13 protein-coding genes are annotated in these 17,523 nt (G+C 42.8%); 8 read left to right on the top strand and 5 right to left on the bottom strand.

All coding sequences use genetic code 11. From position 1 onward, the window contains the following. Positions 1 to 209 precede the first annotated feature (209 nt). Complete coding sequence (gene xthA, locus AACU59_RS07305) at positions 210 to 1,019, top strand: exodeoxyribonuclease III (RefSeq protein WP_088732643.1); 810 nt, start codon at positions 210 to 212, stop codon at positions 1,017 to 1,019. Between the two features lie 112 nt (positions 1,020 to 1,131). On the opposite strand, the gene AACU59_RS07310 is transcribed toward xthA, so the two are convergent. The 4 genes from AACU59_RS07310 to AACU59_RS07325 all read right to left on the bottom strand — a co-directional run bounded on the left by AACU59_RS07310 (position 1,132) and on the right by AACU59_RS07325 (position 4,411). Beyond that, a complete protein-coding gene (locus AACU59_RS07310; protein ID WP_017045191.1) occupies positions 1,132 to 1,809 on the bottom strand; it encodes an ABC transporter permease in 678 nt (225 codons plus the stop codon). 2 nt (positions 1,810 to 1,811) lie between these two features. Further along, positions 1,812 to 2,552, bottom strand: coding sequence for an ABC transporter permease (locus tag AACU59_RS07315; RefSeq protein WP_094145866.1), 741 nt, complete (start codon positions 2,550 to 2,552; stop codon positions 1,812 to 1,814). A gap of 207 nt (positions 2,553 to 2,759) precedes the next feature. After that, positions 2,760 to 3,536 carry an ABC transporter substrate-binding protein gene (locus AACU59_RS07320; RefSeq protein ID WP_026028918.1) on the bottom strand — a complete coding sequence of 259 codons (777 nt, stop codon included), beginning with the start codon at positions 3,534 to 3,536 and terminating at the stop codon, positions 2,760 to 2,762. A gap of 104 nt (positions 3,537 to 3,640) precedes the next feature. Further along, complete coding sequence (locus AACU59_RS07325) at positions 3,641 to 4,411, bottom strand: ABC transporter ATP-binding protein (protein ID WP_013856548.1); 771 nt, start codon at positions 4,409 to 4,411, stop codon at positions 3,641 to 3,643. Positions 4,412 to 5,026: 615 nt separating this feature from the next. On the opposite strand from AACU59_RS07325, the gene AACU59_RS07330 reads away from it, so the two are divergent. From AACU59_RS07330 to AACU59_RS07340, 3 genes are all read left to right on the top strand, one after another. Then, positions 5,027 to 6,568 (top strand): DUF3360 family protein, encoded by a 1,542-nt coding sequence (locus AACU59_RS07330; RefSeq protein ID WP_094145333.1) that lies wholly within the window; start codon positions 5,027 to 5,029, stop codon positions 6,566 to 6,568. 268 nt (positions 6,569 to 6,836) lie between these two features. Further along, complete coding sequence (gene pflB / locus AACU59_RS07335) at positions 6,837 to 9,113, top strand: formate C-acetyltransferase (protein WP_094145332.1); 2,277 nt, start codon at positions 6,837 to 6,839, stop codon at positions 9,111 to 9,113. A gap of 200 nt (positions 9,114 to 9,313) precedes the next feature. Further along, positions 9,314 to 10,300: a lipid A deacylase LpxR family protein gene (locus AACU59_RS07340; RefSeq protein ID WP_176428552.1), complete on the top strand. Its 987-nt coding sequence runs from the start codon at positions 9,314 to 9,316 to the stop codon at positions 10,298 to 10,300. A gap of 17 nt (positions 10,301 to 10,317) precedes the next feature. Here AACU59_RS07340 and AACU59_RS07345 read toward each other — a convergent pair whose 3' ends face one another. Continuing rightward, positions 10,318 to 12,195: a methyl-accepting chemotaxis protein gene (locus tag AACU59_RS07345; protein ID WP_013856544.1), complete on the bottom strand. Its 1,878-nt coding sequence runs from the start codon at positions 12,193 to 12,195 to the stop codon at positions 10,318 to 10,320. Positions 12,196 to 12,396: 201 nt separating this feature from the next. Between AACU59_RS07345 and pflA the strand changes: the two genes are divergently transcribed. From pflA to AACU59_RS07365, 4 genes are all read left to right on the top strand, one after another. After that, complete coding sequence (pflA, locus tag AACU59_RS07350) at positions 12,397 to 13,137, top strand: pyruvate formate lyase 1-activating protein (RefSeq protein WP_013856543.1); 741 nt, start codon at positions 12,397 to 12,399, stop codon at positions 13,135 to 13,137. A gap of 298 nt (positions 13,138 to 13,435) precedes the next feature. Further along, on the top strand, positions 13,436 to 13,936 hold the full coding sequence (locus tag AACU59_RS07355; protein WP_161437563.1) for a YfbU family protein: 501 nt from the start codon (positions 13,436 to 13,438) through the stop codon (positions 13,934 to 13,936). Between the two features lie 287 nt (positions 13,937 to 14,223). Further along, a complete protein-coding gene (locus tag AACU59_RS07360; protein WP_161437564.1) occupies positions 14,224 to 16,158 on the top strand; it encodes a PrkA family serine protein kinase in 1,935 nt (644 codons plus the stop codon). Positions 16,159 to 16,239: 81 nt separating this feature from the next. Continuing rightward, positions 16,240 to 17,511, top strand: coding sequence for a YeaH/YhbH family protein (locus AACU59_RS07365; protein WP_094145863.1), 1,272 nt, complete (start codon positions 16,240 to 16,242; stop codon positions 17,509 to 17,511). The last annotated feature ends 12 nt before the right edge of the window (positions 17,512 to 17,523 follow it).

The raw sequence follows: 17,523 nt of genomic DNA on the forward strand, positions 1-17,523 counted from the left end.
GCGCTAATAGGGTTTTCAGACGAAATGGTGACAACTTTAATTAGAGCATATTGACTTGAGAGATCAATCGTAAGTTTACATAAATGTTAATAAAAATATCCTTTCTGACTATTCAAAAAATTTACGTATTACAATTGATTCGCTTTTCATCTTGTCCTTGCGCCTTGAAGTGGTAACATCTTGCGCACAACTCATCTTAAGGATCCCTTATGAAAGTCATCAGTTTTAACATCAACGGTTTGAGAGCTCGCCTTCATCAACTGCAAGCGATTATTGATAAGCATCAACCTGATGTCATTGGACTTCAAGAAATCAAAGTACACGATGACGCTTTTCCTCTTGAGGATGTTGAAGCCATGGGCTACCACGTCTATTTTCATGGTCAAAAAGCACATTATGGCGTCGCCATGTTGTGCAAAAAGGAACCCATTTCAGTACAGAAAGGCTTTCCTAGCGATAATGAAGATCATCAAAAACGCATGATTATGGCCACTTTTGAAGATGACAACGGCCAAAAAACAACCATACTCAACGGCTATTTTCCTCAAGGGGAGAATATTTCCCATGAAACAAAATATCCCTATAAGCGTCAGTTTTATAAAGATCTAATGGGTTACTTAACGTCACATCATTCCCCTGACGAACAAATAATTGTGATGGGAGACATTAACATCAGCCCTATCGACTTGGATATTGGGATTGGTGAAGCCAATAGAAAACGCTGGTTGCAAACGGGAAAATGCTCTTTCCAACCTGAAGAGCGTGAATGGTTACAAACTTTAATGGACTGGGGTTTTGTTGACACATTCCGTCAGTTAAATCCGGATGTAAATGATCAATTTTCGTGGTTTGATTATCGCTCACGCGGCTTTGATGATAACCGTGGGCTACGAATCGACGTCATTTTAGCGACCCCGAACCTAGCAAAAAAATGCCAAGAGGCCGGCATCGACTATGAACTTCGAGGAATAGAAAAACCTTCTGATCACGCGCCAATTTGGTCCAGTTTTTCCTTGTAGGAACAGAAAGTAACGTGCCAATAAGAAGCGCGCATTCAGCGCGCTTCTTATTTTAATCTATGCCTTGATTATAGAAACAAACTCGGTACAACAAATTGCTACTCGCAGCCCTTCAGCTCAATGGACGCAAATAAGCCAAGAAGCGTTTTTCAGCCTGTTTGAAGCAGAACAAAATAATGAAGGTCAAGCCCATATAGAACAAACCTGCGGTTAAAAATGACTCGAATGGGGCATAATAACGAGAGTTCACTAAACGCGCAGCCCCCGTTAAATCCATAATGGTAACAATACCAGCAACCGCAGAACCGTGGAGCATGAAGATAACTTCATTACTATAAGCGGGCAGTGCGCGCCTTAACGCACTCGGTAGAATAATTCGTCGATACGTTTTCCAAGTACTCATTCCGTATGCCTTCGCCGCTTCAACTTCGCCTTTAGGCAACCCATTGATCGCACCGCGAATAATTTCAGCCGTGTAGGCGGACGTATTGAGAACAAAAGCAACCAACGCGCAAAACCAAGCGTTTTCCCACAAGGTATCTTTTACCGGGAAAAATTGATCCATTCCATAGTAGATGAGATAAAGCTGGACCAATAACGGTGTACCACGAAAAAAGTAGGTATAAGCCCATGCTGGAGTACGAATAAAATAGTTGTGGCTATTTCTAGCAATCGCTAAGGGGATGGCAAGGCTCAAACCGATAATTAACGACAACCCCACCAGCCAAACCGTTGTCCACAGCCCACTAAAATAAATTGGTAGGCTTTGAGCAATAAGGGAAAAATCCATATTTACCTCGTGTGAATGCTGAACTTGCGCTCAACCAATTTGAGAAGACCGGTTGATACACTGGTAAAGAAAAGGAAGATTACTGAGACAGCCATATAAAAGGTGAATGGCATTTTTGTCGAACCCGCCGCGAGTGAGCTGACTCTGACCATATCATCTAATCCAATAATGGAAACAAGTGCCGTCGTTTTGAGCAATACCAACCAGTTGTTACCAAACCCTGGCAATGCATGACGAACCATTTGAGGAAGCAAAATGCGTCTAAATGCTAAGGTAGAACTCATACCATACGCTTTCGCCGCTTCCATCTCTCCTTTATCAACCGCCATAATAGCGCCACGAAAGGTTTCAGCCATATAGGCACCGAAAATGAAACCTATGGTTAGTATCCCTGCAATGAAAGGGCTAACATCAATATAATCGGGGAGATAAGCGGTCCATTCATGGCTCGGGTCACTTGCCATAAACCCATTGTTTAGCCATTCGTTGATTGAATAAAGGCTATTATTCAACAATATTTGACCGCCAAAGAAAATAAGCATCATTAACACAAGGTCTGGAATACCGCGAATGATGGTCGTATAAAGAGTGGCAATGGCTCTTGCCCAACGGTAAGGTGCAAGCTTGGCTAGCGCACCTAGCATGCCAAGTAACATGGCAAGTAATAAAGAGAGCACGGCAACTTCAATGGTCAGCACCGCTCCCTTCAAAATTGAGGCTTCATATCCGTGTAGGTCCAACATAATTCATCCCTAGTCCCTGGAGAATTTAACGACTGGGTACTTCTGGAACTAGGATCCAGCCGTTAAGAATCAATGGATTCCCATCATAATTGAGAAGGTGGAGTCACTGAGCTAACCAGCCCTAATGACAGAGTGATCGATAAACATATTCATATGCTCGGCTCACTCTCACCTTCTAATTATATGGGTAAGATATGATGTTACAGCTTATTCACCGTATACATCGTAATTAAAGTATTTGGTCGCAATTTCTTGGTAAATCCCTTGTTGACGAAGAGATTTAATCGCCATATCAAGTTTTTGAGTGAGATCTTTGTCTTGTTTACGAACCGCAATACCAAAACCATCGCCAAACCATTTCGGATCGGTTAATGATGGGCCGACGAACTCATACGCTTCGCCGCCCGCTTTGTTAAGCACACCCTCTTCCAATGCAGAGGCATCACCCAATACTGCCGCAATACGGCCATTGGCTAGGTCAAGATAGGCTTCATCAAATGAACCATAGCGGACAATTTCAACTGCATCGCCATAATTATCAGTAAGATACTTATCGTGCGTTGTTGCACGTTGTACACCAATTTTCACCCCTTTTAGACCTTCTTTAGAAAAATCCAACGCAGCTCCCTTCTTGGCGATAAATTTATTGGGAATTAATGCGTACTTACCAGTGAAATCGACTTTTTTCTTGCGCTCGTCGGTAATCGACATAGCTGCAATAATCGCGTCATATTTACGTGCGAGCAGTGATGGGATAATACCATCCCAGTCTTGTGGAACGATTTTACATTCCACTTTCATCTCCTTGCACAACGCATTGGCCATATCAACATCAAAGCCTTTGAGAGATCCATCAGCCTCTGTCCAGCTAAAAGGAGGATAAGCCCCTTCTATACCAAAACGAACCGTCTTCCATTCTTTCGCTTGGGCCATACCAGTCATTGCACTAGCAGCAACGGCTGCAACTAATAACCACTTTTTCATTTCCATACTCCTGTGATTGAGGTCTTACTTATTTATCATGCTATGTTTATGTTGGTTTTGCTTAATATTTATGCCGTGGCGAATACCACAACATAATGAACACATTAATAAATAGAGGATATAAATTGTTTTAACCGTTCAGATTTAGGCTGGGTGAACAGGATGGCTGGATCTCCTTGCTCTTCCACTAAACCTTGGTGCAAGAACATCACATGGTTTGAAACATCGCGAGCAAAGGCCATTTCATGAGTCACTACCAGCATAGTACGGCCTTCTTCTGCCAAGTCTCTCATAACACCCAACACTTCACCCACCAATTCAGGATCAAGTGCAGAAGTGGGCTCATCAAACAGCATGACTTCTGGCTCCACGGCTAACGCTCTAGCAATCGCCGCACGTTGTTGTTGCCCACCAGAAAGGTGACCAGGATAATAGTCTTTACGTTCATACAGGCCGACTTTTTTTAGCAGCACCTCAGCACTCTCGATGGCTCGTGCTTTCGGTACTCCTAACACATGAATTGGTGCTTCAATAACGTTTTCTAACACCGTCATGTGCGACCAAAGGTTAAATCCCTGAAATACCATAGCAAGGCGTGAGCGAATTCGTTGCACCTGCTTTTCACTCACAGGTGAAGCTTCACCTTGCCGATTTTTTTTCATTTGAATGAGTTCACCATTGACCCAAATATCACCAGAGGTTGGTGTTTCAAGTAAATTGATGCATCTAAGAAAGGTACTTTTTCCCGAGCCAGAAGAACCAATAATGGAGATCACATCACCCTTACGAGCTTCTAGCGAGATTCCTTTTAGTACTTCGTTTTGACCAAAGGTTTTGTGCAGCTCTTTAATATTCAGCGCCGGTACATCAGTCATGCGCTTAACTCCCTGTATTTGCTACTGCAGAGTATTCCAACTCCCATTTTTGATACAAACTAGCATTCACACCGAAAACATGCAACAAATTATTAACCTGGAAAAATAAGGATATTTAGTTATTTTATCTGATTAAAAATTCACATTTTAGCCAATACTTCTCCATATGGCGCATATAAATGGCACATCAAGCAATTAACAGTTAACTCATTTTGTTAACATTTACTTAAAGATAGACAACCTATTTATGTATAAAGTACACCTAGATTCATAGGATATTTAAGGTCATTAATATCATTGAAACTCTTTTACAAACATCACAATGTGAAAACTTATTTCAAGCAAGTAACGGCTCAACCCCCCGTTTTCATTAGGCTGCTGTAGTTTTCTTTCACATTTATTCTTAAAGTGATCAAGATCAATCACCCTAAAGGATAAGCAAGCTAAACTCGCGAGCAAAGATAAGGTTGTATAAATAACCACACTCTCTTTTTTAGTTGTTGTTATGCAAGCACATATGAGATGTGCTACATATTCAATTAAAAACATTACCGCTTCTTCGCGGATTACTAGGATTCAGTACGAATTACTAACTTTTAAAAATATGAGGAATCTATGCCAGACGTAGTCAACAATGAGCGCTCAGAAATCGAGACGAAAAGCTATAAAGAGCTGCATCGTCCAGCATCTGAGTTTGCAAGCCGTTCAGATTACCTAGACCACGAACTGCAAATCATGAAGCCCCGTCGCTTTGGTTTGAACTTACCTGGTCGTGACTTCCGTTTTGAACTTGAAGATTTTGTACCAGCCATCGCGGGCACAATCGGCATCATCGCCATGTACTCAGCGGTAATGATGTCTTGGGCTGATGGCCTAACCCAAGCATGGGATCACATTCATCTAGGTAAAGACTTCGCGATTGAAGTTGCACGTGTAGAGATGTTATTTCCTGCCCTCTTCTTCTGTGTTATTGCCTCTGGTTTCTTAAACCCAAAAGCCAACTTAGCTGGCAACCATGGCCCAATGATCCCTCTTATCGGCTCAATCGCATTAGCCGGTGCACACCCTTTGGCATTGGCAATTTTGCTTGGCGTTTTTGGTCTTCTCTTAAGTTACTTTAAAGGAGGCTCGAAACTGGTCAATCTAACCTCCGAGGGAACCGCAGGCGGGTTGCTTATCTTCCTCGGCTTTACCGGAACAATGAGCCAAATTGGTTCTATCCAAACTTGGGCTACCAGTTTGCAATCGGTCGATGTCGCCGCAGGCAGCTTAGGTTACGTTGGCCTAGTGGTTTTAGGTGTCAATATTGTGCTGTATGCATTTCTTGCAAAAATCAACATGCGTTGGTTAGCAATTCCTGTCTGTGCAATGACTGGGCTTGCGATTGCGCTTTTATTCGGTACTGGCTTTGATCTTCAATTTGAAACTCAAATGGGCTTACCTAACCTTAATCCTGTTTACTGGTGGGGCTCAACCACTGAAGGTTGGATGCTTGGTTTGCCAACAGTAGAACACTTTATCGCCTCATTGCCCTTTGCTATTTTGGCCGTTGCGATGTGGTCACCAGATTTCCTTGGTCACCGAATTTTCCAAGAATTGAACTATCCGAAGAGAACTGAAAAAGTACTGATGGATGTTGATGACACAATGACCATGTGTTCAATTCGTCAAATGGTAGGTACAGCACTTGGTGGTGGTAATATCACATCGTCATGGGGAACGTATATGATCCCAGCGGCGATTGCTAAACGCCCAATTCCTGGTGGTGCCATCATCTTAGGTTTATTGGTCATGACTATTGCTATCCTTGGCTTCCCTATGGACGTAGCGGTTTGGCCTCCAGTGATGCGTATTGCTCTATTAGTAGGGGTATTTCTTCCTTTACTAGAAGCGGGTATGCAAATGGTAAGAAACACAAAAGATTCACAAGCAGCGGGCATCTGTATCTTTGGTAGCGCTGTGGTGAACCCTGTTCTAGCGTGGGCATTGACCATGCTACTCGATAACAATGGCCTAATTGGCGACAAAGAACGTGCATCAAAGCTGTCTTTTATCGACAAAATCATCATTCCAGGTGGTGTGCTGATCATCTGTTTAATTGCTATGCTTGCGGTTGGTATGCTTGAAAACCAATACGGTTTAAAAGCTTGGCTATAATGAGCTTGGACTAATACGAATTTGGGTAGTGCTCGCACTACCCAAACTTTATTTGAAAAATTTAACTTTTATTGATTTAGTTTAAGGTTTGCAAAAAAATTTTAGTCTAATCTTGCATTCAAGGCTTAAAAGCACAATATCTATATTCAGATAATTGAATAGTGTGAATATAGATATTGTATTAATAGAGTGTACTGCTCCTTTCGGGGATAACTGGCTCAACGGTGAAGACGGTACGTGTTTTTTCTACTAAAAAGGTAGGTATGTCATGGCAGAGCAATTTGCTAAAGCTTGGGAAAGTTTTGTTGCAGGTGAGTGGCAAAACGAAGTTAACGTTCGTGATTTTATTCAAAAGAACTATACGCCGTATGAAGGTGACGAATCTTTCCTAGTTTCTGAAGGTACTGAAGCGACAAACAAGCTTTGGGCTAAAGTAATGGAAGGTATCAAACAGGAAAACGCGACTAAGGCCCCTGTCGATTTCGATACTGACGTTATTTCTACCATCACTGCTCACGATGCAGGCTACATCGAAAAAGATCTTGAAACTATCGTTGGTCTACAAACTGAGAAACCACTTAAGCGCGCTATCATCCCTAACGGTGGTGTGCGTATGGTTGAAGGTTCTTGCAAAGCATACGGTAGAACTCTTGACCCTATGATTTCAAAAATCTACTCAGAATACCGTAAAACTCACAACGCTGGCGTTTTCGATATCTACACTCCTGATATCCTAGCATGTCGTAAGTCTGGTGTTCTGACGGGCCTTCCTGATGCTTATGGTCGTGGCCGTATCATTGGTGACTACCGTCGCGTAGCACTTTACGGTATTGATTTCCTAATGAAGGATAAGCTTGCTCAATTCACTTCTCTACAAGAGCGTTTTGAGAACGGCGAAGATCTAACGGCAACGATGCAACTTCGTGAAGAAATTGCAGAGCAACACCGCGCACTTGGCCAAATGAAAAAAATGGCTGAAAAATACGGTTTTGACATCTCTCGCCCAGCAGAAACTGCACAAGAAGCTATCCAGTGGACTTACTTCGGCTATCTAGCTGCTGTTAAATCACAAAACGGTGCGGCAATGTCGCTAGGCCGTACTTCGACTTTCCTAGATATCTTCATCCAACGTGATCTAGAAGCGGGTAAAATCACTGAAGTACAAGCTCAAGAAATGATCGACCACTTCGTAATGAAGCTGCGTATGGTTCGTTTCCTACGTACTCCTGAATACGATGAACTATTCTCTGGCGACCCAATTTGGGCAACAGAATCAATGGGTGGTATGGGTCTTGACGGTCGTACACTCGTTACGCGTTCTAACTTCCGTTTCCTAAACAGCCTATACACTATGGGTCCTTCTCCAGAGCCAAACATCACTGTACTTTGGTCTGAGCAGCTACCTGACGGCTTTAAACGTTTCTGTGCAAAAGTATCTATCGATACTTCATCTATCCAGTACGAAAACGACGATTTAATGCGTCCAGACATGGACTCTGACGACTATGCTATCGCATGTTGTGTATCGCCAATGGTTGTAGGTAAACAAATGCAGTTCTTCGGAGCGCGTGCAAACCTTGCTAAAACCATGCTTTACACCATCAATGGTGGTATTGATGAGAAGTTGAAAATCCAAGTTGGTCCTAAAATGGACAAGATCGCAGGTGAGTATCTTGACTATGACGAACTGTGGGCAAAAATGGACCACTTCATGGATTGGTTGGCGAAGCAATATGTGACCGCACTAAACAGCATTCACTACATGCACGACAAATACAGCTATGAAGCCGCGCTAATGGCACTGCATGATCGTGACGTTAAACGTACGATGGCATGTGGTATTGCTGGCCTGTCTGTTGCTGCTGACTCTCTATCAGCAATCAAATACGCAAAAGTTAAGCCAATTCGTGACGAAGATGGCCTAGCGATCGATTTCGAAATCGAAGGTGATTATCCTAAATTTGGTAACAATGACGCCCGCGTTGATGACATCGCATGCGAACTTGTTTCTACGTTTATGGGCAAAATCCGTAAACTTAAGATGTACCGTGATGCAATTCCAACTCAGTCTATCCTGACTATCACTTCAAACGTGGTATATGGTAAGAAAACAGGTAACACACCTGATGGTCGCCGTGCTGGTATGCCTTTCGCACCGGGTGCAAACCCAATGCATGGCCGTGACGAAAAAGGTGCAGTAGCATCATTGACTTCAGTAGCGAAACTACCGTTTGCTGATGCACAAGATGGTATTTCTTATACTTTCTCTATCGTTCCAAATGCGTTAGGCAAAGAAGAAGCAAGTCAACGTGCAAACCTTGCTGGCCTGATGGATGGTTACTTCCACCATGAAGCAGGCATTGAGGGTGGCCAACACCTAAACGTGAACGTGCTTAATCGCGAAACTTTAGAAGATGCGGTTAAACACCCTGAGAAATACCCTCAGCTAACCATTCGTGTATCTGGCTATGCTGTGCGTTTTAACTCACTGACTGCTGAACAACAAGCTGACGTTATTGCACGTACTTTCACTGAATCTCTATAATTTCAGTTAAATTACTAGCAAGATAGTTAAGCCCTGCTCGATGAGTGGGGCTTTTTTATACTCAGAAATCAAAAATGCGCAATGCATCGACCACAAATGTTACGCTTACCACATTTATTTTGATTCAATTGCCTATTTATCAACTGAATAGCGCATCTTTCCTATATGATTAGGGTTTGTCTATACTCTGCAGTGTTCGTATGAAGCTATTTCACATTCTTCCATTGACGTTACTCAGTGCTTCTGCGCTGGCCTCTCAACACGCAACGGTTGCTTTTAACCTCGATAACGATGGCGTATTTGGCGTAGATCGCGACTACACCAATGGTTTATTTTTAAGCTACACCTCAGGGGCGATTGCTCCATATTGGTGGGCTAAACCACTTAGCCTTTCGGTTTGGGGAGCGGCCCCATTGGACAAATGGGAAATCAGCATTGGCCACAAAATGTGGACTCCTTCGGAGATTTCTCTTACCAAACCAGAGCCGAATGAACGACCTTACGCTGGGTATTTACACACCGAGCTTAACTATATTAGTTTGCATCCCCAACAAGCCACGCGGGCAAATTTAACCATTGGAACCACCGGAGATGCTGCGCTTTCTGAGAAAGCGCAAAAGTTAGTGCACAGCATCACTAAATCTGACGAACCCAATGGTTGGGCCTACCAAGTAGAGGAAAAAATCGTCGGCAGCGTGGGTTATCTATCTCACTTTAATCTGACACGATACCGCAGCTATGCAGGAACTGACGTTGAGCTTTCCAACGTTTCAGAGGTCAATGTAGGTAACTTTCGCAGTGATCTCTCCACAGGTTTTATGATGCGTTGGGGGACCGATCTTGCGGGTAACTTTGGCAGTGCTCAAATCAGTGCAGAAAACCCTTTCTCGGCAGGGATGATTGGTGCCTCGGATACTGGATGGTTTCTATTCGGAGGTGTAGAAGGACGCTATCGCTTCAATGACATTACCGTCGAAGGAGATAGGCCTTTAAACGGATTGGATCACCCATCTGAATATTACCAAGTTAACTTGGAAAATCTTCAGGCGACCGCCGTAGTTGGTGCGGCTTGGTATATTCAACAAGTCGGTGCGAGTTTAACGTTCACCGCAAACACACCTGAGTATAAGGAAGACAAAAACTCCATTCACGGTGTCGGTAATATTTCTCTTTTTGCTTTTTTCTAACGTTTAGCAAACTGAAATTATATGGTGAAACTTTGGCAGTCTACACTTAGGCTGCTAGAGCGTTTATCCACAATCTGGCTGGTTGCTCTTAACTGTTCATTGTTCTCTTCCAAGGCTTTCATGGCTCTAGATATTTGTATCATATTATCTGCCATTGAATGGCTAGTCGTCGCCAAATCTCGGATCGATGCAAAAATGGCTTCTGTTTTATTCGCCGCTTCATCTGCTTTTTTGATAATTTGCGCGATGGCCTGTATTGCCTCATTACCTTTCTCTTGCCCACTCTGCATAGACTGCTCAGATTGCGCAATATAAGTGATTACTTCCGCACTTTCCTTTTGCATAGTATCAATAGTGCCGGAAATTTCGGCCACGGCATTGACCGTTCTTACTGCTAAACTTCGAACTTCATCAGCGACAACAGCAAAGCCACGACCTTGCTCTCCCGCTCTCGCCGCTTCAATTGCGGCATTGAGTGCCAATAAGTTAGTCTGCTCGGCAATACCATTAATGATGTCCATCACCGAGTCTACTTTTGCAGAAGCTTGTTCAAGTTGATGAATGTGGCCTGCGGCCGAGCTTAGGATTTTACCAACCTCAACCAGTGACGTAATAGCAACGGAAATCACTTTTCCTCCCTCTTCTGCGCTTTGCATAGAAGATTTACTGAGTTCCGCAACAAACTCCAATGAGTTGGAGACTTCTTGGGTCGTCACGCTGACCTCTTCTGTGGCCGATGCCAATAATTGCGTTTGTCCCAAAACGTCAGATTGATTTGTCACCAAAGTGTCTAATCCAACATTCAGTGACGCGGCATCACCAGACAAGGCTTCACTGCTTTTCTGCACACCACTCACCAATTTTCCTAAATTTTCACAGCTTTGGTTAATGGCCAATGCCAGTTGATTGAATTCGTCCTTTTCGTTATTCGTCATCGGCATACGGCGTGACAAATCGCCACGCGAGATATTGTTCAACACGTGAATGGTTTGCGACAAAGAACGAGAAAGAGAAAAACTAAAGGTAAGGAAAATAGCAATGGTCAATATGGCAAGTAACGCACAGGCCGCCAATACAGACCACTGTGTTTGCGATGCGGTCGTTTTTGCGGCCAACTGGTATTGCTCACTCAACGCGGAAAGCTTGGTTGAAATATCTTGAATCACCGACTTAACTTGCGCCTCTGTATCGCCTCTTTGTTTCTCCATCACTTGCAATTGCTGAGACAGTTCACTCACACGTAAAAAAGCCTGTTTAAATTGTTGTATCTCTTTTTCATACAGATCCAACATCGAATAAGAATCAGACATATTGACGAAACTGGCCATAGCACGATTAAATAGTTTTAAGTTTTGCTCCGTGGGTTCTAATAAATAATTTTGCTGCGCCTTAACCATGGCTTGAAAATCCGAGTTGATTGTAACCATCCCCGTCTCATCTATCTTTTTCTCTATCGTGGTGGCCAACGTTTTCAGCTCACCCAGCTTACCTTCGTTAACGTTGAAACCCACCTCTGATTTCACTTGCAACCAAGGACGCAAAAATTGGTCAAATTGTTTGGCCGCCTTGAGCAACACTTCCCCTTCTTGAGCAAAATTGGTCTTTTGCAGGAAAGCAACATTAGCATTCACCTCTTCCATCAACTGATCCAATTTATTCAAAATCGAGTTGACCTGATTGCCTTGCATGTTGTTTAGCTCGGATGCAAGCGACAACAAATTTGCTTGAGTAGTAAATATCGCCACAGAACCGGATGCCACTTCGCCACTGGAGCGATACTGTTCATCCATACCCATCAAGCTTTTGGCGGTATAAATCCCTAAACCTAAAAAACCAACACAAAGGATAACTAAAAATAGACTGATTTTTTGCTTTTGAGAAAACTGTACATCCATGAACTATTCCTTATTTAAACCCTATCGCATTCAACGAGTTCTTATTTCTATACAGTGTAGTCAATGTGCAGAATTTCATGACATTCATTTTGAGCCACAACATATGGTTTAGGATATGAGGCGGCAATTGCACATTAACCCTACTTAATCCCTACCATTTGTAATAAAATAACGGGCAAATAACCTATTCGAGATGAACTGATGTCAACAACTGGTCGTATTCATTCTTTTGAGTCTTGTGGCACGGTAGATGGCCCTGGAATTCGCTTCATTGTTTTTATGCAAGGCTGCCTAATGCGTTGTATGTATTGTCATAATCGTGACACATGGGACACCCATGAAGGCAAGGAAGTGACTGTTGAAGAAATCATTACCGAAGCAAAATCTTATCGCCATTTTATGAAAGCCTCTGGCGGCGGAATTACCTGCTCAGGCGGTGAAGCTATGCTTCAACCTGAATTTGTTCGTGATTTATTCCGCGCAGCGCAAGCTGAGGGCATTCACACCTGCTTAGATACCAACGGTTATATTCGCAAACACACAGACGTGATTGATGAAGTACTCGATGCCACTGATTTAGTGATGTTAGACATCAAACACATGAAAGATGAGATCCACCATGATTTTATTGGTGTGTCGAATAAGCGAACCTTAGATTTCGCGCGCTACTTACACACCATAGGTAAAAAAACGTGGATCCGTTATGTGATTGTTCCTGGCTACACTGATGACGAAGAAGCGGCTCATATGCTTGGTGATTTTATTAAAGATATGGATAACATCGAGAAAGTAGAGCTGCTGCCTTATCACAAATTGGGCGCTCATAAATGGGAAGCAATGGGGCTAGAATACCCATTAGAAGGTGTGAATCCGCCGTCAAAAGAGACCATGGACAAAATCGTTGGGATCTTAGCTCAGTATCACTCAAACATAAAATATTGATTGCTTGATTTAATAACCATAAGAATACCAGTATAACGCTGGTATTTTTATAGAGAGGCTAGCCATGCAACAAGAACAACTTGCGGTGCTCCTGCTGCTGATTGGGTCAACTACGCGATTTTAAATACTCATTTTGGACAAAGATTATATCTATAACCACTTACACAAAAAGTGACAAGAATTGCACACATTTTATACTTTCCATATTAAATCCGTGTTGAGATCATGTTTCATTGTCGATAATTGCTGTTAACCTTATGCCATCAAATAGAACATAAAATTTAGTGAGGCTACCTCCATGGAAATGACCAACGCTCAACGACTGATTCTATCTAATCAGTATTTTTTGATGTCACAGATGGATCCCAACAACGCAAAAAAATACAAGCGGTTACAAACCATTGTAGAACGTGGTTATGAACTGCAAATGCGAGAACTCAACAAAGAATTTGGCTGCTTGACCGAAGCGGAGTGCCGCGAAGTGATCGACATCATGGAGATGTATCACGCCATGCAAGAATCTCACAAAATGCTCTCCGATGCAGAAAGCAAAAATGTGGATCAGCGCCGCCTGCACTTTTTAGGGTTTGATATCGCTAAAGAGTCACAACGCGTTCATTACGTGCGTTTCTTGGTTGAGTCTGAAGGGCTTTACCCACAATTTGATAAAGCTGATCACCACTTCAACAGCCAAATGCCAATGTCAGATAAATATCGTCGCATGTTAACGGCTTGGCGTAATTGTCCTCGCCAATACCATTTGTCAACCGCAGAATTTATACAAATTTTTAATGCCTGAATTTTAATACCTCGCAAGGTAGGCAGACGAAAGATGAAAAGGCGCAGACACTGCGTCTTTTTGCATTCCACCTCACAGTTATCAAGCCCCAAACCAACTTATCCCTCAGATCATTGATATTCACACACTAAATAACTGAACCTCACCGACGTTATTAGTGTCACGAAATTTAAATAAACACATAATTGTTAAGCAAAATTGCCAAACTCGGACTAATCTTAAATTGTTATTAATTTGTGTTTTTAAGCGGTGTTGTCAGTTAGACAGTTTTCAGAGGGGAATTCACTATGAGTATTTTTGACCACTTTCAGGCACGCTATGAAGCCGCCAAGGATGAAGAGTTATCACTGCAAGAGTTTTTAGCTCTGTGTAAAGAAGATAAAAGTGCGTATGCCAATGCCGCCGAGCGGCTGTTAATGGCAATTGGTGAGCCAGAGCTGATAGACACAGCGAAACACCCCCGATTGAGTCGCATTTTCTCTAACCGAGTAATTTCACGTTATAAAACTTTCGAGGATTTCTATGGTATGGAAGAAGCCATAGAACAGATTGTTTCCTACCTCAAACACTCTGCCCAAGGTTTAGAAGAAAGAAAACAGATCCTCTATCTACTCGGCCCAGTCGGTGGCGGTAAATCTTCACTGGCTGAGAAACTCAAAGCCTTGATGCAGCAAATGCCTATTTATGTTTTGTCTGCAAATGGTGTCCGTAGCCCAGTGAATGACCACCCATTTTGTCTGTTCGATGTGGTTGAAGATGGCGAAATCCTCAAGCAGGAATATGGGATAGAAAAACGCTATTTACGCTCGATTACATCACCTTGGGCGGCCAAACGCTTACACGAGTTTGGCGGCGATATTTCAAAATTCAAAGTCGTCAAAGTACGGCCTTCTATTCTCGATCAAATTGCGGTCGCGAAAACCGAGCCCGGTGATGAGAACAACCAAGACATTTCATCACTGGTTGGGAAAGTGGATATTCGAAAACTCGAGCATTTCTCGCAAGATGACCCCGATGCATATAGCTATTCCGGTGCACTCTGTAAAGCCAACCAAGGGTTAATGGAGTTTGTTGAGATGTTCAAAGCGCCAATTAAGGTGCTTCACCCACTCTTAACCGCCACGCAAGAAGGAAACTTCAACGGTACAGAAGGGTTATCCGCCCTACCCTTTGATGGCATGATTTTAGCGCACTCAAACGAATCAGAGTGGCAGACATTCCGTAACAACAAAAACAACGAAGCGTTTTTGGACCGGGTTTATATTGTTAAAGTCCCTTACTGTTTACGCGTCTCGGAAGAAGTGAAAATTTACCAAAAACTGCTTGAACACAGTGAACTATCCAAAGCGCCATGCTCACCTAGCACACTAGAATTACTTGGTCAATTTAGTATCCTCTCGCGCCTAAAAGTGCCGGAAAACTCGTCACTCTTCTCCAAAATGCGCGTCTACGATGGTGAAACGCTAAAAGATACCGATCCAAAAGCAAAAAGCTATCAAGAGTATCGTGACTACGCTGGTGTTGACGAAGGGATGTCCGGTTTATCGACTCGCTTTGCCTTTAAAATACTGTCGCGCGTATTCAACTTTGACCAAACGGAAGTTGCGGCTAACCCCGTCCATCTGTTCTATGTCATTGAACAACAAGTTGAACGCGAGCAGTTCCCTCAAGAAATCGCTGAAAGATATATGGAGTTTTTAAAAGGCTACTTAGTGCCTCGTTATGTCGAGTTCATTGGTAAAGAGATTCAAACGGCTTATTTGGAATCTTATTCTGAATATGGTCAAAATATTTTTGACCGCTATGTTACTTACGCTGATTTCTGGATCCAAGATCAAGAGTATCGTGACCCTGAAACTGGCCAACTTTTCGATCGCTCATCGCTCAATAGCGAGTTAGAGAAAATCGAGAAAACGGCAGGTATTAGCAATCCGAAAGATTTCCGAAATGAAATCGTCAATTTTGTGTTGCGCGCAAAAGCTAATAACAATGGGCAAAATCCGGTTTGGACCAGCTACGAAAAACTGCGTACTGTTATTGAGAAAAAAATGTTCTCAAATACCGAAGAGTTGCTTCCTGTTATCTCATTTAATGCCAAAACTTCATCTGATGATCAGAAAAAACACGACGATTTTGTCGCTCGTATGATGGAGAAAGGTTATACAGAAAAACAAGTAAGGCTGTTGTCTGAGTGGTATTTACGCGTCCGTAAATCTTCTTAACTTCAAGCAAACCAAAACCTGTACATGCGTTAGCCATACGAACAATGGCTAACGCAAAGGTGACGTTTTAAGGGGATACTCATGGCGCAATTTATCGATAGAAGACTGAACGGTAAAAACAAAAGCGCGGTCAATAGACAACGCTTTTTACGCCGTCATAAAGAGCAGATCAAAGAATCTGTTGCAGACGCAGTGAATCGTCGCTCCATCACCAACACCGAGTCTGGCGAAGATGTGTCGATCCCAAATCACGACATCAAAGAACCCGTATTTCATCAAGGAAAAGGCGGCCTAAAAGAACGGGTTCACCCGGGTAATGACCAGTTTATTACTGGTGATAAAATTGAGAGACCTAAAGGTGGCGGACAAGGCAATGGTTCAGGACAAGGTGATGCGAGTGCTGATGGCGAAGGTCAAGATGAATTTATTTTCCAAATCTCTAAAGATGAATATCTTGATCTACTGTTTGAAGATCTGGAATTGCCTAATCTAGAAAAAAATCAAATCAATAAGATTACAGAATGGAAAACTCATCGCGCGGGTTTCAAAACGGCAGGTGTACCGTCGAACATTGCTGTAGTTCGCTCTTTGCAACAATCATTGGCTCGCCGCACCGCAATGACAGCGGGAAAACGCCGTTTAATGGGGGAATTAGAAGAAGAGTTACTGCGCATTCAAAATAGAGAGCCCGCTCAAGTATTAGAAGAGAAGCGACTTAAGCAAGAAATCGAAGCGTTGCGTAAAAAAATTGAAAGTGTGCCGTTTATTGATACGTTTGACCTGCGTTTCAAAAACTTTGAAAAGCGCCCCATTCCATCGAGCCAAGCTGTTATGTTCTGCTTAATGGATGTGTCGGGTTCAATGGATCAAGCTACTAAAGATATTGCCAAACGTTTTTACGTGTTGCTGTATCTATTTTTAACTCGCACTTATGAAAATGTCGAAGTGGTGTTTATTCGTCACCATACGCAAGCCAAAGAGGTGGATGAGCATGAGTTCTTCTACTCTCAAGAGACCGGTGGCACGATTGTTTCTAGTGCCCTGAAATTAATGCATGAAATCATTGAACAACGCTACCCGCTCAGCGAGTGGAATATTTACGCCGCTCAAGCATCCGATGGCGACAACTGGGCTGATGATTCACCTCGTTGTAAAGAACTCCTCACTAATAAGCTGCTGCCATATTGTCAGTATTACGCTTATATTGAAATCACTCGTCGCTCACACCAAACCTTGTGGCACGAATATGAGAAATTACAACCCTCATTTGGCAACTTTGCGATTAAAAATATTCGCACCGTGGATGACATATTCCCTGTATTTAGGGAGCTATTCCAAAAGGAAACAGCTTAGGGAGGCATGCTA

It is taken from the genome of Vibrio sp. V23_P3S9T160, from assembly GCF_963886625.1.
GTDB classification, from domain to species: Bacteria; Pseudomonadota; Gammaproteobacteria; order Enterobacterales; family Vibrionaceae; genus Vibrio; species Vibrio anguillarum.

Coding starts and splice junctions, on each gene's coding strand:
- AACU59_RS07345 (WP_013856544.1), bottom strand. CDS start 12,195: ATGGATGTACAGTTTTCTCAAAAGCAAAAAATCAGTCTATTTTTAGTT.
- AACU59_RS07325 (WP_013856548.1), bottom strand. CDS start 4,411: ATGACTGATGTACCGGCGCTGAATATTAAAGAGCTGCACAAAACCTTT.
- AACU59_RS07330 (WP_094145333.1), top strand. CDS start 5,027: ATGCCAGACGTAGTCAACAATGAGCGCTCAGAAATCGAGACGAAAAGC.
- AACU59_RS07310 (WP_017045191.1), bottom strand. CDS start 1,809: ATGGATTTTTCCCTTATTGCTCAAAGCCTACCAATTTATTTTAGTGGG.
- xthA (WP_088732643.1), top strand. CDS start 210: ATGAAAGTCATCAGTTTTAACATCAACGGTTTGAGAGCTCGCCTTCAT.
- pflA (WP_013856543.1), top strand. CDS start 12,397: ATGTCAACAACTGGTCGTATTCATTCTTTTGAGTCTTGTGGCACGGTA.
- AACU59_RS07315 (WP_094145866.1), bottom strand. CDS start 2,552: ATGTTGGACCTACACGGATATGAAGCCTCAATTTTGAAGGGAGCGGTG.
- AACU59_RS07360 (WP_161437564.1), top strand. CDS start 14,224: ATGAGTATTTTTGACCACTTTCAGGCACGCTATGAAGCCGCCAAGGAT.
- AACU59_RS07340 (WP_176428552.1), top strand. CDS start 9,314: ATGAAGCTATTTCACATTCTTCCATTGACGTTACTCAGTGCTTCTGCG.
- AACU59_RS07320 (WP_026028918.1), bottom strand. CDS start 3,536: ATGAAAAAGTGGTTATTAGTTGCAGCCGTTGCTGCTAGTGCAATGACT.
- pflB (WP_094145332.1), top strand. CDS start 6,837: ATGGCAGAGCAATTTGCTAAAGCTTGGGAAAGTTTTGTTGCAGGTGAG.
- AACU59_RS07355 (WP_161437563.1), top strand. CDS start 13,436: ATGGAAATGACCAACGCTCAACGACTGATTCTATCTAATCAGTATTTT.
- AACU59_RS07365 (WP_094145863.1), top strand. CDS start 16,240: ATGGCGCAATTTATCGATAGAAGACTGAACGGTAAAAACAAAAGCGCG.